This window comes from Syntrophotalea sp. (assembly GCF_050253115.1).
Classification (GTDB): Bacteria; Desulfobacterota; Desulfuromonadia; order Desulfuromonadales; family Syntrophotaleaceae; genus Syntrophotalea; species Syntrophotalea acetylenica.
This window is the reverse complement of record NZ_JBFWJQ010000007.1, coordinates 24,004-42,605: the sequence shown is the minus strand read 5'-3', so window position 1 is coordinate 42,605 and position 18,602 is coordinate 24,004. Positions and strand designations below refer to the sequence as shown.

Annotated in this window: 10 protein-coding genes; 8 read left to right on the top strand and 2 right to left on the bottom strand. The window is 58.2% G+C overall.

What is annotated here, in order from left to right; translation table 11 throughout:
- Together AB7E65_RS01700 and AB7E65_RS01695 are read left to right on the top strand one after the other, a co-directional pair.
- Positions 1-1,158: ATP-grasp domain-containing protein (locus AB7E65_RS01700; protein ID WP_428745156.1), on the top strand; the 1,158-nt coding region annotated here is incomplete at its 5' end.
- Complete coding sequence (locus AB7E65_RS01695; protein WP_428745155.1) at positions 1,158-1,355, top strand: hypothetical protein; 198 nt, start codon at positions 1,158-1,160, stop codon at positions 1,353-1,355. The genes AB7E65_RS01700 and AB7E65_RS01695, both read left to right, overlap by 1 nt.
- A gap of 215 nt (positions 1,356-1,570) precedes the next feature.
- Here AB7E65_RS01695 and AB7E65_RS01690 read toward each other — a convergent pair whose 3' ends face one another.
- Positions 1,571-3,997 (bottom strand): autotransporter domain-containing protein, encoded by a 2,427-nt coding sequence (locus AB7E65_RS01690; RefSeq protein WP_428745154.1) that lies wholly within the window; start codon positions 3,995-3,997, stop codon positions 1,571-1,573.
- 705 nt (positions 3,998-4,702) lie between these two features.
- On the opposite strand from AB7E65_RS01690, the gene AB7E65_RS01685 reads away from it, so the two are divergent.
- Entirely contained in the window at positions 4,703-6,640 is a 1,938-nt protein-coding gene (locus tag AB7E65_RS01685) for a hypothetical protein (protein ID WP_072286330.1), read from the top strand.
- A gap of 499 nt (positions 6,641-7,139) precedes the next feature.
- Here the strand turns inward: AB7E65_RS01685 and AB7E65_RS01680 are convergent, their stop codons facing one another.
- On the bottom strand, positions 7,140-8,627 hold the full coding sequence (locus AB7E65_RS01680; RefSeq protein WP_428745153.1) for an autotransporter domain-containing protein: 1,488 nt from the start codon (positions 8,625-8,627) through the stop codon (positions 7,140-7,142).
- Between the two features lie 624 nt (positions 8,628-9,251).
- On the opposite strand from AB7E65_RS01680, the gene AB7E65_RS01675 reads away from it, so the two are divergent.
- From AB7E65_RS01675 to carB, 5 genes are all read left to right on the top strand, one after another.
- Entirely contained in the window at positions 9,252-9,827 is a 576-nt protein-coding gene (locus AB7E65_RS01675) for a hypothetical protein (protein WP_320361958.1), read from the top strand.
- Positions 9,828-10,068: 241 nt separating this feature from the next.
- A complete protein-coding gene (locus AB7E65_RS01670) occupies positions 10,069-10,875 on the top strand; it encodes a sulfotransferase domain-containing protein (protein WP_428745152.1) in 807 nt (268 codons plus the stop codon).
- A gap of 61 nt (positions 10,876-10,936) precedes the next feature.
- Positions 10,937-12,313, top strand: a complete 1,377-nt coding sequence (locus AB7E65_RS01665) for an MATE family efflux transporter (RefSeq protein WP_428745151.1) — start codon at positions 10,937-10,939, stop codon at positions 12,311-12,313.
- Between the two features lie 361 nt (positions 12,314-12,674).
- Complete coding sequence (locus tag AB7E65_RS01660; RefSeq protein WP_072502106.1) at positions 12,675-14,900, top strand: methyl-accepting chemotaxis protein; 2,226 nt, start codon at positions 12,675-12,677, stop codon at positions 14,898-14,900.
- Between the two features lie 433 nt (positions 14,901-15,333).
- The gene (gene carB / locus AB7E65_RS01655) at positions 15,334-18,543 is read left to right on the top strand and encodes a carbamoyl-phosphate synthase large subunit (RefSeq protein ID WP_320361098.1); all 3,210 of its coding nucleotides are present in this window, start codon (positions 15,334-15,336) and stop codon (positions 18,541-18,543) included.
- Positions 18,544-18,602: the final 59 nt, after the last annotated feature.

The following is an 18,602-nucleotide window of genomic DNA, read 5'->3' as shown; positions in this document are numbered from 1 at the left end:
GCCCTGCCCGTGGTTGCCACGACCGTGGCGAAAAGTCTGGGGCTGAAGGATGGCACGCGGTTTCTCGCCGAGGACGAGGCGGTTGAGCAGGCGCGACAGGGCCGGGTTCCGCTCCTTTATGCCACTTCGGAAAACTGCATCGGCTGGATCGCCGAACATCTTTCGTTTACCGGCATCCCGGCCAAAATCGAGCTGTTCAAAAACAAGCTGAAATTTCGCGAGATGACCCGGCCGTTTTTCCCCGAGTTTTATTTTCGCGAAGTCCTCATCGAGGATCTGGCAACCGTCCGTTTTGACGATTTGCCCGTGCCCTTCATCATCAAGCCCGCCGTCGGGTTTTTCAGCATGGGGGTGCACAAGGTCGCCAGCCGAGAGGAATGGACGGCTGCGGTCGCAGCTATCCGGTCCGAGATCGACCGCACCCGCGGCCTGTATCCCGAGGAGGTGCTGGACAGTCGCGCGTTTATCGTCGAAGAGTGCATCGACGGCGAGGAATTCGCCGTGGACGCTTATTTCGATGCTGCCGGGGAGCCCGTGGTGCTGGGGATTTTTCAGCATGTCTTTGCTTCGGGATATGACGTGAGCGACCGGGTCTACATCACGTCGAAGGCCATCATCGAAGGAAATCTTGGCGCGTTCAGCGAGCTTCTGGGGCAAATCGGCAACGTGGCCGGGGTGAGGAATTTCCCTGTGCATGCCGAACTCCGACGCACCGCGGCCGGCCGGGTGGTGCCCATCGAAGTGAATCCCATGCGGTTCGGCGGCTGGTGTACCACCGCGGATCTGACCTTTCGCGCCTACGGTCTCAATCCCTATCTGTGTTATTTCTCCCGGCAAAGGCCGGATTGGCCGCGTCTTCTGGAAGGGAAGGCCGGCAAGCTGTTTGCCATTGTCGTGTTGGACAATGGCTCCGGCATCGAGGCGAAGCATATCCGGAGCTTCGATTACGACATGCTGCTTGCCCGGTTTGAGAAGCCTCTTGAATTGCGCAAGGTCGATTATCACGAGTACCCGGTGTTCGGCTTCCTGTTCACGGAAACCGCGGCGGACAATTTCGCCGAACTGGAATGGATTCTGCGATCGGATTTGCGACCGTTCATAAAAACAGGCCCGACCGATGCCCACAGCAACCTGAAAGGAAACGAGGAGCCAACATAATGGAGAAAAAATTCAAGGCTACGGATATCCAGATCGGTTTTCATCCCGACGGCTATCGTATAGACAAGACCGCCTCACCCATGGATTTTTATACAAAATGGCAGATTACCCCGGAAGGCAAATGGATAAACCCGAAGCCGACATGCTTTGATTCCATGCCGCAGGAAGGTTGGTACAAAGAGACCGGGAACCCCTGACTTGTTTCCATCCGGAAACGGCCCTTTTTCGCCGTGGCAGCGTCAATCCGCAGTCTTGCTTGTGCGGTCTCGGGTTTGATTTGCTGCCATTTCAACCGCTTGGTGCAAGTCCCTGATGCGTCAGCGTTTTCCCCGGCCCGGGCAAGGACAGCTGCGAAGCTTGGTGGGATGGATGCTAAGCACAAAAAGTCAGGACACCAAGGTTCAGAAAAAATTTACCACAGGAGGTGAAGGGTTGCGGCAATCTTCTGGTGCTGGTCGCTATTGGCGGCATCCAGGCGGTAACCGAGGGACATGGCGAAACGCGTGTTGAAGCGTGCATCGAGGCCCACGCCGATCTGGAGCCTGTCGCGGTCGAGCTTTGGTCCTTCGATATCGAAGCTGACTGTTGCGCTGCCGGCAAACCTGGCGTCGATGCGTGCGAGTTCATCGGCAAATTCGTGAACCCAGGCGGATTCAAGGGATGGCGCGATTACCATGCCGCGGATAACGTACTCTTTGTCCAACCGAACTCCCAGCCGTGAGCGCAGAGACATCTGCTTTTCGGTTTTCACGTCCAGAGCGGCGGTATCGGTGCCACTTTCGATGAAGGATTCGCGTCGGAGATGGGCGTATTCGAGGCCGGCGAAAGGCGCTATGTTCAGCCCCAGGTCAAAGGCACGTCCTCCTTCAATATCGGCTCCCCAGGTGACGCTGTCGTAGCTGGCCGATGCGGTCTGGTCGAAGGAGCCGAAGGCTACCTGGCGCTTGGCTCCGATCCGGTGCAGTCCGGCACTGGCCATGCCACGAAGATAGTATGGGCCGGGTATCCACCCTGAGTAGAGCGCAAGCTGCCAGGAGTCGATATCAAGCCCGCCGTCGGCGGTATCTGCATCGGTGTTGACGTAGCCGAAGGCCGCGCCGAGGGTGAGATCGTTGGCCAACATGCGATCGACGCCCAGAGCAGCCCCGGACGTATGATAATCCACACCGGAAGCTTCGGAGGATCGGTCGATATCGCCGTAGCCACCCAACCCCCGCACCCACAGATGACTCCCCTTGTCCGTTCCCTCAGGGCCGGCAGATACGGATTGGCTGCGGCTCGTCGTTGTGGCCAGCAGCCCCCGGTCGCTGCTGGCATCAGCCAGAAGAACCTGCCGGGTATCGGCATTGACAGCCCCGCCGGCAGACAGTCGCTCGTTCAAAAGGTTTCGGAACTGCCGGCCCGCTTCCAGGGCAAGAGTCTGGGCGTGGGCATGCTGGATGCCGGAAAGAGCATCGTAGGCGAACAATGCGCCGGTCTCGGATTCCAGGGCGAGCAAAGCTGCGAACAGTCCGTCCATACCTGATGCGCCGGTTGTTTCCAGCGAGTTCAGTGCCGCACCCACAGCCCGCTGGTTCGGGGTTCCGCCAATGGCGTCGAAGGGCCGGCGCATCAGGGAGAGGGTGGCTTCGGTGGCGGTGTATGCCAGGGCAAAATCGCAAAAGGCCAAACTCGGCGAGGCGAGAGCCAAGGTGCCATCAATGCTGTCTGCTGTCAAAATCGTGTATTCGGTATTGCCGGAATAAACTCCCGGCAAAGGCATCACGCGCAGGGTGCCGCCGTCAAGCGTCGCCGCGCCTGTGGCTGAGATCCGGTCCGCGTCGCCGGCGGCATCAACCTCCACCGCATAGGTGCCGCCGCCGGAGAAATCCACGCTACCGGAGACGTTAAGCGTGCCGATGGAGCTTCCGGGCGCGACCGTGCCACCATTGACGAGGACGCTTCCAACCCAGCCGCTGCCCGCCAGAGTGCCGCCGGTGTTGACGTAGGTGGTGAAGTTTCTGAAGACCCCGTCGATTCGCAGGACCCCGGAGCTGATGGTGGTATCGACGGCATACCAATCGTCGTAATTGCCATCAAGAATCGTGGTGCCGGGTCCAAGGTGATTGATCTCCGTGACATAAAAGGGTACGACATCTCCCCACATTGACCATCTGTCGTCTTGCGCGAAATAAAACGCCTCTTCGTTGTGATTGAAGTTGATTGCAATATTTGTATTGCTGTCCCTGTTTGACGATATCATTGAATTTATCTGGAGGGTTCCCGCGGGACCGCCATTGCCGATATTCAGCGTAACATTGCCGTACCCAAAGAGAAACTCGTCGACAACAACGCTGGCGCCATTGGCCACGGTGAGCGTGCCGGTGCCCAGGTAGCCGAGTTCCAGGCGGTGGGTTTGCAATTGCGACCCTGGGCCATCCACGATAAGGGTGCCGTCTCCTGAATTAACACCGACTTGAACCAGGGAAGTGGCCGTCAGGGTGCCACCGTTCAGAATTTCGACCTGTCCCTGTCCGTTTGTGCCGACATGGACCGTTTCGTGAGCCACCACGGCATCAGGTCCCATCAACCTGGCAATGCCGGCATTGTTCACATTCGCCTGGTCGGCGGGGTCTGATGAAATTGTCCAGTTGTCCGGATCGAGCCAGTCTCCCTCCAGCGCGTTCCAATCCCGGATATCCGCAAATGCCGGTGTCGCGGCAAGAAAAAGAGCTAACGTGAAAAGGACTATCAGGTTCCGCGTCTCAAGGCAGTAGATAAAGACGTTGATGCCGGAGGGGTTTTTTACACGGGGGCGGGGAGATGGGGATGTGCCCTTGTGTCCGCATTTGCTAGGCATGGTGTTTCTCCCGGGAAACGTGTTCGAGGTCGTAGTCATGGTGCCGATAAGCATGAAAGCAAGGTTTTGCCGCCGGTTGCCTTTCGGTCAAGGAAATAAGTTAATCGGTATCCATTCGGAAACTTGACACTACCTATATGGGAAGCCAATAAGCTTATTTTAAATAAGATATACCATGAAAAGCGTCGATATTGAGTCCTTTTTTCCGAATACGAGCGATAGATTCAGCCCGGAGGGTATTTTCGTCAACCAGTAAGCATCGCATCAAATGCGCATTGGTGTAAAATCAAAGCATAGGGAATCTCTCATTTGGCTGTGCTCGGTTTTTGCACTGCCAGCGTGGCCTAAGGTAGTGTCCACATGGGAAACGAGACATTTTCCGTTGTGGCAAGGGAACCCTGGGGGTGCGCGAAGGTGTTTAGCGGTACGCCACATAACGCGAAGGCTGGCAAAGTGGAAAGTCTTCGGCTGCCTGAAGGGCAAGGGCCAGGGCCTGGCCCGAGACACAAGAAGGCCTGCGCATTGACGCCGCCACAGCGCAGAAGCGCCGTTCCCGGATGAAAACAGGATGCGGCAACGTAATTTTTTAGTGCTATGCTGCAGAAACAGAGGAAAACTGTGGCAGCCCCGGCAGGCAGGGCTCGTCGGCTTGGCAAGGATCAGGGTTATCGATGGATCAGGATCGGTTTAGAGAAGGAGACAGCCGTGGAACGAAAAAGCTGGATACGCCTATCCGTTGGCTTGCTGGCCGTTGTAGCGTTGGCAGGGCTGTTTTTCGCGCGCGCTTCGTTCAACAGGCCTGAAAGAAGCATGTATCAGGAAGATTTCGCCGATGGCAAGGATCCTGCCGCCATGCTCGGCGGCCATCTGTTGCTGGGGAAAGATGACGGATGGTCCGGCACGGTTTCACAGGGGCGCTATGTTCTCGAGAACCGCGGCGATCCTCGGGCTATTCGTTATTGTTATCTGATTCCGAAAGAAGTCAATTGTTTTACCGAAGGCGCTCGTGCCATGGTTGCCGTGGCCCTGGATTCCCCGGGAAAAGAGGAACTCTCCGGTGCCGGCCTTCTGTTCGGGTTCGATCCGCGAACACAGCATTATATCGGCTTGATACTCACCGGCCGTCAGGGCTATGCGGTTCTGCAACGTGACGCGGAGGGTGCGCGGATCAGCATGAGCGGTACGCATGATGCGATCCGCACCGAGGGCTTCAACCGGTTGGAAATCCTCGTCGCTGAATCCATGCTGATTCTGCGCGCCAATGGCTATGACATCGGCAGCATCGGTCGCGGTGCGGTTACCGGCGAAGGGGTGGGTTTGCTGGCTGTGGGCAGCGGGCGCTTCCAATTTGACGCGCTGCATCTGGAAGGGGCGGGCAGGGATTACTCCGAGATCGAGGCGCAGCGTGATTTTCTGGTCCGGGATGACGACACTCCTGCCGACTCCGCGTTTCTGCAGCCCCCGCCGGGATACAGCAGGGTTCGGCACGGGGCTGACAGCGGTGAACTGTGGCTGTGCGACGAGGTGGGTAAGCGATCCTCGCGTCAGGCGCTGATGGACGCCGTCGAGCGTCTAGAGCCGGCATTTGGGGAACGCCCGATATTGGCGGCGGTCATTGGCGATGACCAGGACCGGGAAACGCGGGCCTTGTTCAGGGTTCACACTGTCGCCGGTGAAAAGCGTGGATTGCTGGTTGCCGTCAGAAAGGATGACGCTATGGCAGCGGCCTGCCTGTTCGATGCGCCAGCCAATCTGTCAGTAAGTTTCCCCTCCATGATTCGGACGATCGCACGGCATCTGCCTGCCTCCGTGCCAGCGAATCAGCCAGCGTCGCGGCCGGTTGATTGGCGGCAGGTGCCCTTGCCCGATGGCAGTGGCAGCATGATGCTGCCGACGGATTGGCGAATAGCTGCGGCCAGTCAAGGCATGGTGGACGCTTTGGGCATCGACGGCAGTCATGTCGCTCTGGGCATTCACGGCCCGGTGCTGACACCGGAAATGGGGGCGGCTTATCAGCAGATGCCGGGCGCCACGGTACCCGTGCCGGTGGCTCCCTACAGTGATCCGGTCACGGCACTGCAAAATCTGTTTCCCCAGTTTGGGTTGCAGTCACCGCAACGGATTTTGCGCATCCACGACAGCGCGCCAACGCCCTGGCCTCACGGTGGTCAGGCAGCTTTCGTGCATTTCGACTGGCAGCAGGGGACGGGTGCACAGGCCCGGGAGTTCACCAGCCTGGCATTGTTCGGAGTCATGCCGGGATACAACCAGTGGACCTTTTACCTGTCCATCGTTTCTGCTCCGACCCAGGTTTTCGCCCGCAATCTGCCCATGCTAATGGAAATCTGGAACAACTGGAAGGTGGCCGATCATGTGCATCGGCAGAGGCTCGACAAAGCGGCCAGCGACATGCGGGAGATCGGCGCCATTATCGAGCAGACTCATGACCGTCGGCAGCAGGCCCAGGATCGTATGGCCGCAGATTGGACGGAGGTGCTTCGCGACCAGACCTTTCTTGGCGATACCCAACTGGGTGAACGCCATGAGGTGCCTTTGACCCAGGTGCAGGATTGGGCCAGCGAGTTGAACAGACTCGCCGGCTACGAACGGTTTCGGCATATTCCCCTGCGGGATTTGCGGTGATACTTCTGCGCCGGCAGGATCAGTTTTGTCTTGCCAGCAGCGAGAAAGATAATGCTTATGTTGATTCGGACTGTGCTTCTGTCGTTGGGAGGCTTGCTGCTGGTTTCCGGCGCGCGAATGCGTATAGCCGGCGATTCGGTCTCGCAAGTTCATGCTGCCTCCAAAGTAATACCTTTTTTCTTACTCTAGGAGGCTGTCGAACTATCCATGCGCCGGCTGCAAATTCGGCTGTTTGGCCCATATTTCAGCTCCTTTTCAGCCCACAGCTACGGCTATGAACCTTCAAACGAACTAGTATCCATCCGGAAACTCCGGATGGATACAGCGTAGTTTTCATATGGGAAACGAGCTGAAATCTGTTCTCAAACATCCAAATTTTCGCTTCGACCCGGATAGTCCGACAGACTCCTGGGTTTTTGAGGGCTGCAAGCCAAGAGGACCATGGCCGGTGACCCGCCATCTGCTGATTCCGATGGTAGACCCCGGGCCTGCTATTGTTTTAGAACATCCAACGGAGATTCATGGATGCGGTTTGATTGAAAAAGTGCTCGCGATAATCCACGTCGTAGCGCGCATTGATATCAAGGCGGTCCTTTATTTTATAGATAGCACCGAGGCCGGCATGACCCACCCACGGTTCTGGATCGATTCCGTCTGTGATAAAGGGGGCATCAGGAATGCCTGCAAAAACCGTGGTGACACTTTCTCGATGGCTCAGTGTGTCGTAGCCGACACCCAGGTCACCAACAAGGGACATCCGGGGATTCAACTGGTGCACCAACTTGCCATCAATCCCGACAATCAAGGCCTCTGCCCGATTGCTTCTGACGGTCATATTTAAGGAACCGGCGCCGGTCTCATGGTAGCCATCATTCTCAATCCAGAGGTAATCGGCGCGGATGGACGGCACGAAACGGGTCTGGCTCGACAACGGGAAAACTCTCCCCAGGGCGGCTCCCAAATGGTAGGAACGGCCATCGTAATCCGACGCAGCGAAGTCAGGGAAAAATACGACCTGCCGATACCCCTTGTTTTTATGTTGGCCTGCGCCAACCTGGAAATCGATGAAGGAACGATCGTCGAATAAATAGCTGCCGTATACCACAGCCTGATACAGATCGACATCCACGCCTTGCTTTGCCATGCTGTCATCGCTGTCGATGTCACTCCTGGCGTACATGAAAGCGCCACCGATATTCAGCGATGTGGCCACGTCGCCCTCCACGCCGATAGCGAGGCCCGTTGTGTCGGCGCTGTAACCAGCCACGCCATTCCGGTCGCCCTGATCGGCCCACGAGCCAAAGGGTTTCATCCAGAGGTGGCCATTGCCGAGAAACTCATCGCCGGAAGCCAGACCTCTGTTCAGGTCCTGCCTTTGACCAATCAGGCGAACATTGGTCGTCAGGATATCGCGGACGGCCGGAAGCAGGTGGGTGAGAAATCTGGCCTCATCCGAACCTGGAACGTGAATATCCCCCAGCCCCGATAAAGTGAATGCAAATGACGCTGAAAGAGACCCGTTATAAACCAAAATGTATGAATACAGGGTTCCAGCTTGCAGGTCGATATTTGAAAGCGTCGTGTTGTTTCCGTTCTGGATGAAATACATGACATCGGACAGCGGGGTGGAAGGGGCGCTCGTGGCGGAGGGGACAAAGGGGCCAAGGGAAATATAGATGCCATTGGCAATGGTAGATCGCAGGTTGGCCGTATAGTCTGCAGCTTGCGATACATAGAAAACCCCCGTGACACAGGGAAAGGTGGCCGCGGAATAGTTCGTGAAGTTGGTTATAACCGTACCCATGGGGGAAATCGGCTCTGGGATCCTCGATCTTGGATAGGCGAAGGTGTCGCTGCCCGTTACCAAAAGATCGCCTCCGCTCACCAGCCCTGCATGCGATAAAAGCAATAGGAATACTGAAGCAAACAGCAACCATTTGTTTTTTTTGAAAAGCCGGATTTTCCCTTTTTTTAGAACGTTTCGCATGCCCACCTCGCTGATAAGAAACAGTCTTCCGGAACTTCGCTTCCTCCACTTTTGAAGAACTTCTCTTCCCATGTTCCTGTAAGGTTTGACGGCTGCGTATTTCTGGCACGGTCTCCGGGAAGGGTGCCGTTCGCCGGTCGGTAAAATACCGACAGCATTTCAGGAATTTTCGTGATCATGAGTTATTCCATGGAAAAATATTATTAGTATCCTTTGTAGGCCTTTGATTCCTCCCCGTCAATTTTTTTCTACAGGGTGTGTGAGGGGTGGGCGATGCAGCGTTCGGTTACGGTCAGGCACGAGGCAACGTAGGCTCTCCCTGCGGAACGTCGCATCTGACAACTGGCCCTCTCCGAAAAAAATTTCGAGCCGCCGGTAGGCCCATCAATCGATCGGTATTCCACCGCATGAGCATTGGTGTAAAATAAGACTATCGTGCAGTTTCGGTTCGCCGGTGGTGGGATGCTCCCCGCCCGTGGCGCTCCTGGCGGGTTTCTGTCAACCGATGCTGCCATGGATGATGAACGCAGTGTGGTCTGCCGGTTTGGCTATGTCCGGTTTTTTGGCTCTACCATTTATGTGCAAAGCGGGGATCCGCTATCGCCAGAAAGGAGCATGATGCGCGTGCCTATGAGAAGGGTGCTTCTGTCGTTGGGAGTCTTGCTGGTTTTTTTCGGTGGGGGAACCGCGCACGGTGAGGCGGACTGGTCCCTCGGCTTTTACGGCGGCAGGGCGGTGTACGATACGCTCCGGGAGGTTTTGTCCGACCGCGAATACGCCGATTCCTACGCCGCGGCCCTGCTTGTCGGCCGGGAACTGACCGGCTACCGACACTATCTGCGTCTGGAGGCCGAGGGGCAGCTCGTCAAACACTTCGACCTGATGAATCATTTCGAAGTCAACGCCCTGGTGGTGCTTCGCTGGCTGCCTTTCCCCTGGGACCGCTACCTGGATACCAGTTTCGCCGTCGGTGAAGGGCTGTCCTATGCCACGCGCGACCCGGCCATCGAGGTTGAAAAACATGGCCGGACCTCGCAATTATTGAACTACCTGCTGTTCGAGCTGGCGTTTTGCCTGCCGCAACATCCTCGTTGGGACTATTTTCTGAGGGTGCATCACCGTTCCGGGGTGTTCGGTCTGTTTGACGGCGTGTCCGGCGGCTCCAATCTGGTCGGCGCGGGTTTCAGATACCGGTTTTAGAGAGAGCGAATCGCCAAATCTCTCAACAATATCAGTGTTCCCGGGCCGGTCTGCAATGATTGAGGCCCGGCCAGCGGGCAGCCAGTTTTCGATTGCCGCCGGTGGCAAAGGATGATAAAGGCTTCAGGTGTTTGTTACCCTCGTCGTGAATTCCCCGGTCCCGATGGTTGTTGACGGGCCGGGCTTTGCTGTTGATGCGCTGCGCTGCAAATGATGCATCGCAGGGTTTTGGGGTTGATGGATGCGCTATTCAATCGAGCGACTGAAGGCCGGGCGGTGGTTTCCCTGGGGGAAAAACACCGTCCGGCTTGTGGATTTTATTGTATGTGGCACCCAGAAGGGTGGTACCACGGCGTTGGATGCCTGCCTGCGGGAACATCCAGAAATCTGCATGGCCCGGAAAAAAGAGGTGCACTTTTTCGACAACGAGGATTTTTTTCGAAAAAACAGGCCCGACTACGCTCGTTATCATGCCGCTTTCGATCCCTGTGCACCCCATAAAATTGTCGGCGAAGCGACGCCGAGCTATATGTATTGGCGCGATGCGCCCAGGCGGATCTGGGAATACAACGCGCAGATGAAAATGATCGTGCTTCTGCGCAATCCCATCGAGAGGGCTTATTCCCACTGGAATATGCAGCGCCAGAAGCAGCTCGAACCTTTGTCCTTTTGGGATGCGCTCCACAGGGAACAGGAACGGTGCCGGTCCTCCCTGCCTTACCAGAACCGCCGTTATTCCTACGTTGACAGGGGTTTTTATCTGGAGCAGTTGCGCAGGCTCTGGGAGTTTTTTCCGAAAGATCAGATTCTGATCCTTAAAAATGAGGATCTGAAACACGACCCGCGGGAGACGATGCGGAAGGTGTGCGCATTTCTGGGCGTGAGCGTTTCAGCAGAAGGCAAAATCAAAAGGGTGCATGCGCGGGCATATGCCTCTGGAATGGCGGAGCGGGAGCGGCAATACCTGCAATCCATATATGAATTTGAGATACGGCAGCTTGAACGTGTTCTGGACTGGGACTGCCAGGCTTGGTTGACCGGCGGCTGACGCCGGATTGGCGGGTTCCGCAGACTGCCGGGACCCGAATCAGAACAGGATTTAGAACGACATGCAGACCCACGTAACCGATCCCCCGGGCCAGGGCGGCCTGCGGGAAATGATCACCCTGGCGTTGCCGATGGTCATCTCCCATGGTTGTGAAACGGCGCTTATTTTTACCGATCGGGTGTTTTTGTCGCGCCTTGGTCCGGTGCCGATGAGCGCGGCCATGTCCGGTGGCCTGACCGCCTTCATGATGATGACCTTTTTTATCGGTCTGACCGGCTACGTGACGGCGCTGGCGGCCCAGTACCTTGGTGCCGGGCGCAGGGACCATTGCGCTCTGGTGGTCAGCCAGGCGGCACTGATTTCGCTGTTGGCCGCCCCCCTGATTCTGGCGGCGCGGCCGCTGGCCCACGCGTTTTTCCGTTTCGCCGATCTGCCGGTGGAGCAGGCGCTGCAGCAGCGCGTATATTTTGACATCCTGCTCTACGGGGCTGTTCTGGTGTTGCTGCGCAGCTGCCTGAGCAGCTTTTTTTCCGGTATTGGCCATACGCGGGTGGTGATGTTCTCCGCCATGACCGCCATGCTGGTCAATGTCGGTGCCAACTATGTGCTGATTTTCGGCAGGCTCGGCGTGCCACCTCTGGGGCTGCGGGGCGCTGCCTACGGCACCCTGATGGGCAGCTTCTGTGCCTTGCTGGTGCTGCTGGCCACCTATCTGGGGCGCCGGAACCGCCGTGAATACGCTGTGCTGGCGGCGCTGCGTTTCGATCGCGCGGTGATGCTCAAGCTGCTGCGCTTCGGCTCCCCGGCCGGGGTGGAGATGTTTCTCAACCTGCTGGCCTTCACCTCCATGATCATGCTGTTTCACGCTCACGGCCTGGTGACCGCGGCGGCAGTGACCATTGTCTTCAACTGGGACCTGGTCTCCTTCGTGCCGCTGCTGGGTATCCAGATCGGGGTGGTCAGTCTGGTTGGCCGCTATCTGGGTGCTGGGCGCCCGGATATCGCCGCGCGCGCCACCCGCTCCGGGCTGAAAATGGCCTGCAGTTATTCGCTGGTGATCCTGGTGCTGTTCGTATCCCTGCCGGCGGAACTGGTGGCGGTGTTCGAGCCGCACCAGGCCGACGCTATTTTCAGCCAGGCCGCGCCGCTGGCCACCGGCATGCTGCGCCTGGCCGCGTTTTACGTGCTGGCCGATGCGGTGATGCTGGTTTTCAGCGGCGCCCTGCGCGGCGCGGGCGATACCTTCTGGGCCATGTGCGCCTCGGTGGCCCTGCACTGGCTGCTGGTGCCGGTGCTGGCGCTGTTCCTGCGGGTGCTGGCGTTGCCGCCCCAGGCGGCGTGGCTGGCGCTGATCGCCTTCCTTCTAATTTTCAGCGGGGTGTTTTATCTGCGTTATCGCAGTGGCAAATGGAAGACCCTGGCCATGGCAGGACCATGAGAAAAATCGCAAAACTTTCCGTGCGGTTCCAGCTAGTATCCATCCGGAAACTCCGGATGGATACAGCGTAGTTTTCATATGGGAAACGAGCAATTTTTCGTTGTGGCAAGGAAATCAAGGGGTTGCGCGGAGGCGTACATCGGTACGCCGCACAAGCAAGCCTGCGGATTGACGCCGCCACGGCGGAAAAGGGCCGTTTCCGGATGGAAACCAGCTAGAAGTGAATAATTTTAAGTAGTTGCTCCTGTTTGCCGGATTTGATACCATGCGTCGGCAAATAACTGAATATTCGATTTTACCGTTGTGGCGACACCTTTTCGCAGACTTGCATGTGGTTTTCTTTTCAGGAGGGTAACGCATCGTGAAAATTCAGGGGAAAATAACCTTTGGCGGCGTTTTGCTGATTTTTTTGACCGCCGTGAGCATTGTCTGTGTGGCACTGTACCAGAAGGGTGTCCTTCAGGAACGCATCGACGGTGAAATTGAAACCCTGGCAGCGCAGGAGGGCGAAAAGGTCGCCCAGAACATTTATCTGATGTCCCAGGCCATGGCGGAATCCGTCACCAAGCAGGTGCATGCGAACCTGAACGTTGCCCAGGAAGTTCTGGACAGTGCCGGCGGCATTGCTCTGGCCGGCGAGACCGTAGCCTGGGATGCCGTCAACCAGTTCACCGGCCAGCAGATTGCCGTGGAACTTCCGAAAATGCATATGGGTGGCGAGTGGCTCGGCATAAATACCGAGGCCCAGGTGAAAACGCCGCTGGTGGACAAAGTCTTCGAACTGGTCGGCGGCACCGCCACCGTGTTCCAGCGCATGAACGAGGAAGGCGATATGCTGCGGGTCGCCACGAACGTGCTCAAGGAGGATGGCCGTCGTGCCATAGGGACCTTCATCCCGGCGCTGCGTGACGGCAGATCCAACCCCATAACGGAGGCCGTGCTGGCCGGAAAAACCTACGTGGGGCGGGCCTTTGTGGTGAACGACTGGTACATTACCGCCTACAAGCCGATCTGGGACAAACAGAAAAGTCGCGTGATCGGGATGCTGTATTTCGGGGAAAAGCAGGAAAACGTCGAAAGCCTGCGCAAGGGGATTCTCGATATCGTCGTCGGCCGCTCCGGGCAGGTTTACGTGGTGGGCGCGGCCGCTGATCAGAAGGGCCGTGTTCTGCTGGCCAGGGATAAGGCTGTCGAAGGCCAGAACCTGTTGTCGGCTGAGGACGCGAACGGTTCTGCCTACATTCGCAACATCGTTGAAAAGGCAGCTTCACTGAACAGCGCTTCCGGCAGCATTCCAACCTTTGTGGAAAAATACGTTCTCAAGGACGATACAGGCAAGACAGCCACCAAAATAGGTGTCGTATCCTACTACAAACCTTGGGACTGGGCGATTGTGGCTGAATACGACGCCAGGGATATCGAGGCTTTGATCGCCGGTGTCAACGGCAATCTCAACACCATGGCCCGATGGATCGTCGTGATTGCCCTGGTCGCCGGCGGCTGCACGGTGATTGGCGCGGTTTGCGGCGGGCGCGCCATCAGCAAGCCTCTGGGGGAGGCGGTAGAGATGCTGCGCGATCTGGAATCGGGCCGGCTGGATCGGCGGCTTACCATCCGCGGCAGGGATGAAATCGGCGAACTGGCAGCCACCATGAACAAGTTTGCCGACAATCTGGGCAATGAGATTCTGGAGGCGTTCCAGCGTCTGTCCGAGGGGGATTTCACTTTTGAAGCGGCAGGTCTGATCCGCGAGCCTCTGGCGAACACCAACCGGGCATTGAACGCCCTCATGGCGCAGATTCAGCAGGCCAGCAATCAGATCGCTTCGGGCTCCGGCCAGGTTGCCGACAGCAGTCAGGCGCTCTCCCAGGGGGCCACGGAATCGGCCAGCTCCATGGAGCAGATCACCGCTTCCATGCACGATCTTGAATCCAAGACCCGCAGCAACGCCGACCATGCCGTTCAGGCCAACAGCCTGGCCGACAATGCCCGCGGTGTGGCGGAAACGGGCAAGGTCCAGATGATGGAGATGGTCTCCGCGATGCGGGATATCAACGCCTCCAGTATGGATATTTCCAAAATCATCAAGGTTATCGACGAGATAGCCTTTCAGACCAATCTGCTGGCCCTGAACGCCGCGGTCGAAGCGGCCCGTGCCGGCCAGCACGGCAAGGGGTTTGCCGTCGTTGCCGAAGAGGTGCGTAATCTGGCAGCGCGCAGCGCGGTGGCGGCCAAGGAGACCGCCGAGCTTATTGAGGGATCGGTGAAAAAGACCGAGCACGGCACCGAGATCGCCGGCACGGCTGCGGCCGCCCTCGAGAAAATCGTGGCGGAAATCACCCGGGTAACCGATCTGATCGGAGATATGGCCATGTCTTCACAGGAGCAGGCCGAGGGCATTATTCAGGTCAACCAGGGGCTGGCGCAAATCGATTCCGTGACCCAGCAGAACACGGCAACCTCCGAGGAAAACGCGGCCGTGGCCGAGGAACTGTCCAGCCAGGCCGCCGGTCTGCAGGCGCTTATTGCCCAGTTCAAGCTCAAACAGGACAAGTCGTCCGCACGGCGGGCCATAACTGCCGGATAAATCGGATATCAATCTTGCAGTCTCGAACTTTCAGGGCCGCTCTGCCGGGAAAATTTCGCAGAGCGGCCTTTTCGTCAGGACGATTCATGGTGCGGAATTTGAGACAGCACCATTAAAACAAGTTTCTTGACATGAAAAATGCGAGGGACTACAAAGGGAAGCCACGGACAGGGCATGACCGTGTCCGGTAGAAGCGCGGCTTTTTCTTCAGGCAGGTTGTTTCACTTTTGTACTTGAGTGACATCCGGGTTTTGAAATAGTGCATACATTCACTGGACCGGCCGGGTTGACCGGCTGATTCAGGGACAAGGGGGCTGCCTGCCGGCAAAGACGAGGTTAACCAGATCGTGGTTAGCTTTTTTTATGCTGTTTTTTGACGCAAATATTTTCCGAGGCGATCTTTTCACCTGCAGGGTATTGAAGGGAGGCACCTATGCCCAAACGCGAGGACATCCACAAGATTCTGATCATCGGTTCCGGGCCGATCATTATCGGTCAGGCCTGTGAATTCGATTATTCCGGCACCCAGGCCTGCAAAGCCCTGAGGGGACTCGGTTACGAAATCGTGCTGGTTAATTCCAATCCCGCCACCATCATGACCGATCCGGTGATGGCGGATGTGACCTACATCGAGCCGCTCAATGTGGACGCCATCACCGAGATCATCGCCAAGGAGCGTCCCGACGCCCTGTTGCCCAACCTGGGCGGCCAGTCGGCACTCAACCTCTCCCTGGAGTTGAGCCGCAAGGGGGTGCTGGAGAATTACGGAGTCAAGGTTATCGGGGTCAATGTGGATGCCATCGAGCGTGGCGAGGATCGCCAGGCGTTCAAGGATACCATGGCTCGCCTGGGAATCGAGGTCGCGCGCAGCGAAATCGCCACCAGTGTCGAACAGGCGGAGCAGATCGCTTCCCGCATGGGGCTGCCGGTGGTGTTGCGTCCGGCCTACACCATGGGGGGCACCGGCGGCGGTATCGTCTACAACATGGAAGAACTGCAGGCCATGGTGGCCCGCGGCCTGGCGGCCAGCCTGGTCGGGCAGGTTCTGGTCGAAGAGTCGGTGCTCGGCTGGGAAGAGCTGGAACTGGAAGTGGTGCGCGACGCCAGAAACCAGAAGATCACCGTGTGCTTCATCGAGAACGTCGATCCCATGGGGGTGCATACCGGTGATTCCTTCTGCACCGCGCCGATGCTGACCATCTCCGAAGAGTTGCAGCAGCGCCTGCAGAAGTATGCCTACGATATCGTCGAGGCCATCGAGGTGATCGGCGGCACCAACGTGCAGTTCGCTCACGATCCGGCGACCGGCCGGGTGGTGGTGATCGAAATCAACCCGCGCACCTCGCGCTCCTCGGCTCTGGCCTCCAAGGCGACAGGATTTCCGATCGCCATGGTATCGGCGCTGCTGGCGGCCGGGCTGACGCTTGATGAAATTCCCTACTGGCGCGAAGGGACCCTGGAAAAATACACGCCGGGCGGCGATTACGTGGTGGTTAAATTCGCCCGCTGGGCTTTCGAGAAGTTTCGTGGTGTACAGGACAAGCTCGGCACCCAGATGCGTGCCGTGGGCGAGGTGATGAGCATCGGCAAGAACTACAAGGAAGCCCTGCAGAAGGCCATCCGCTCCCTGGAAACCGGCCGTTACGGGCTGGGCTTCGCCAGGGATTTCAACCGGCGCCCATTGCAGGAGTTGCTCGATGCGCTGAGCGAGCCGACCAGCGAGCGGCAGTTTCTCATGTACGAGGCTTTGCGCAAGGGGGCCGATATCGACGAACTGCACCGGCTGACCCGCATCAAGCGCTGGTTTATCGAGCAGATGCAGGAGCTGGTGGAGCTGGAACAGCAGCTGCTGGCGTGCAAGGGCGGCCTGCTGCCTGACGCGCTGCTGATCCGCGCCAAAAAGGATGGTTTCGCCGACCGTTACCTGGCGAAAATTCTTGGTATTCCCGAGGCGCAGGTGCGCACCCGGCGCATCGCTCTGGGGCTGGCGGAAGCCTGGGAGCCGGTGCCGGTGAGCGGGGTCGAGGACGCCGCCTACTATTATTCGACCTACAATGCACCCGATCAGGTCGGTGTGAGCGGCGGTCGCAAGATCATGGTGCTGGGCGGCGGTCCGAATCGCATCGGACAGGGGATCGAGTTCGACTATTGCTGCGTGCATGCGGCCTTTGCCCTGCGTGAGCTCGGTTTTTCGTCGATCATGATCAACTGCAACCCGGAGACGGTTTCCACCGACTACGACACATCCGACAAACTCTATTTCGAGCCGCTGACGGTAGAGGATGTACTGTCCATCTACAGCAAGGAGCAGCCCGAGGGGGTGATCGTGCAGTTCGGCGGCCAGACGCCCCTGAACCTCGCGGCGGAGCTCGAGGCCAACGGCATCAGGGTGATCGGCACCTCGCCCGCCACCATCGATCTGGCCGAGGACCGCGACCAGTTCAACCGCGTCATGCAGAAGCTGAACATCCCCCAGCCGCGCTCGGGGATGGCCAGTACCGTCGAGCAGGCACTGGAGATTGCCGCGCGTATCGGCTATCCGCTTATCGTGCGGCCCTCCTACGTGCTTGGCGGCAGGGCCATGGAGGTGGTGCATGACGAGGCGATGCTGTGTGAGTACATGGACAAGGCGGTGGATGTCTCGCCCGAACGCCCGATTCTCATCGACCAGTTTCTGGAGAACGCCATCGAGGCGGAGGCGGACGCCATTGCCGACGGCACGGACGCCTTTGTGCCGGCGGTGATGGAGCATATCGAACTGGCGGGGATTCATTCCGGCGATTCGGCCTGCGTGATTCCGCCGGTCAGCATCCCGCCGAAACATATCGATACCATCGAGGAATATACGCGCAAGATCGCGGTGGAGATGGGCGTGGTCGGCCTGATGAACATTCAGTACGCTATTGCCGATGACCGGGTCTATATTCTCGAAGCCAACCCCCGCGCCAGCCGCACCGTGCCGCTGGTGAGCAAGGTATGCAATATTCCCATGGCGCGGTTGGCCACCCAGGTGATGCTCGGTGCGAAGCTGAAGGATCTCGATCTGCAGCGGCGTCCGATTCCGCATTTCGGGGTCAAGGAGGCGGTGTTCCCCTTCAGCATGTTCCCTGAGGTCGATCCGGTACTCGGTCCGGAGATGCGTTCTACCGGCGAGGTGCTGGGGATGGCGGAAAACGCCGGGCTGGCCTATTTCAAGGCCCAGGAAGCGGCCAGCGCCCGCCTGCCGCTAAGCGGCACGGTATTGATCAGCGTGTCGGAGCGCGAGCGGGCAGGGGGGTTGGAGGCGGCGCGGCGTTTCGCCGAACTGGGCTTCGCCGTCAAGGCCACGGAAGGTACCTGCCGTTACCTGGTGGAAAACGGCGTAGCGGCTGGCGCGATTCTCAAAGAGCATGAAGGCCGGCCGAACATCACCGACGCCATCAAGAACGGCGAAATTCAGCTGGTGGTGAATACCCCGGTCGGCAAGCTCGGCGCGCACGACGATTCCTACATCCGCAAGACCGCCATCCGCTACAAGGTGCCGTACATCACCACCACGGCGGCCGCCATCGCCGCTGCCAAGGGGATTGCGGCCAAGCGGGCGGGGCGCGACGTTTTGCACAGCCTGCAGGAATACCATCGGAATATTGACGGGTTGGCATGATAGATAAAGGGGGGCGGCCCGATGCGGTCCGCTCCCCCCTTTTTTGGTTTCATCGATTT

What these genes read in the sequence shown, in the direction of transcription:
- AB7E65_RS01695 (WP_428745155.1), top strand. Translation starts at nt 1,158, where the DNA reads ATGGAGAAAAAATTCAAGGCTACGGATATCCAGATCGGTTTTCATCCC.
- AB7E65_RS01690 (WP_428745154.1), bottom strand. Translation starts at nt 3,997, where the DNA reads ATGCCTAGCAAATGCGGACACAAGGGCACATCCCCATCTCCCCGCCCC.
- AB7E65_RS01680 (WP_428745153.1), bottom strand. Translation starts at nt 8,627, where the DNA reads ATGCGAAACGTTCTAAAAAAAGGGAAAATCCGGCTTTTCAAAAAAAAC.
- AB7E65_RS01670 (WP_428745152.1), top strand. Translation starts at nt 10,069, where the DNA reads ATGCGCTATTCAATCGAGCGACTGAAGGCCGGGCGGTGGTTTCCCTGG.
- AB7E65_RS01665 (WP_428745151.1), top strand. Translation starts at nt 10,937, where the DNA reads ATGCAGACCCACGTAACCGATCCCCCGGGCCAGGGCGGCCTGCGGGAA.
- carB (WP_320361098.1), top strand. Translation starts at nt 15,334, where the DNA reads ATGCCCAAACGCGAGGACATCCACAAGATTCTGATCATCGGTTCCGGG.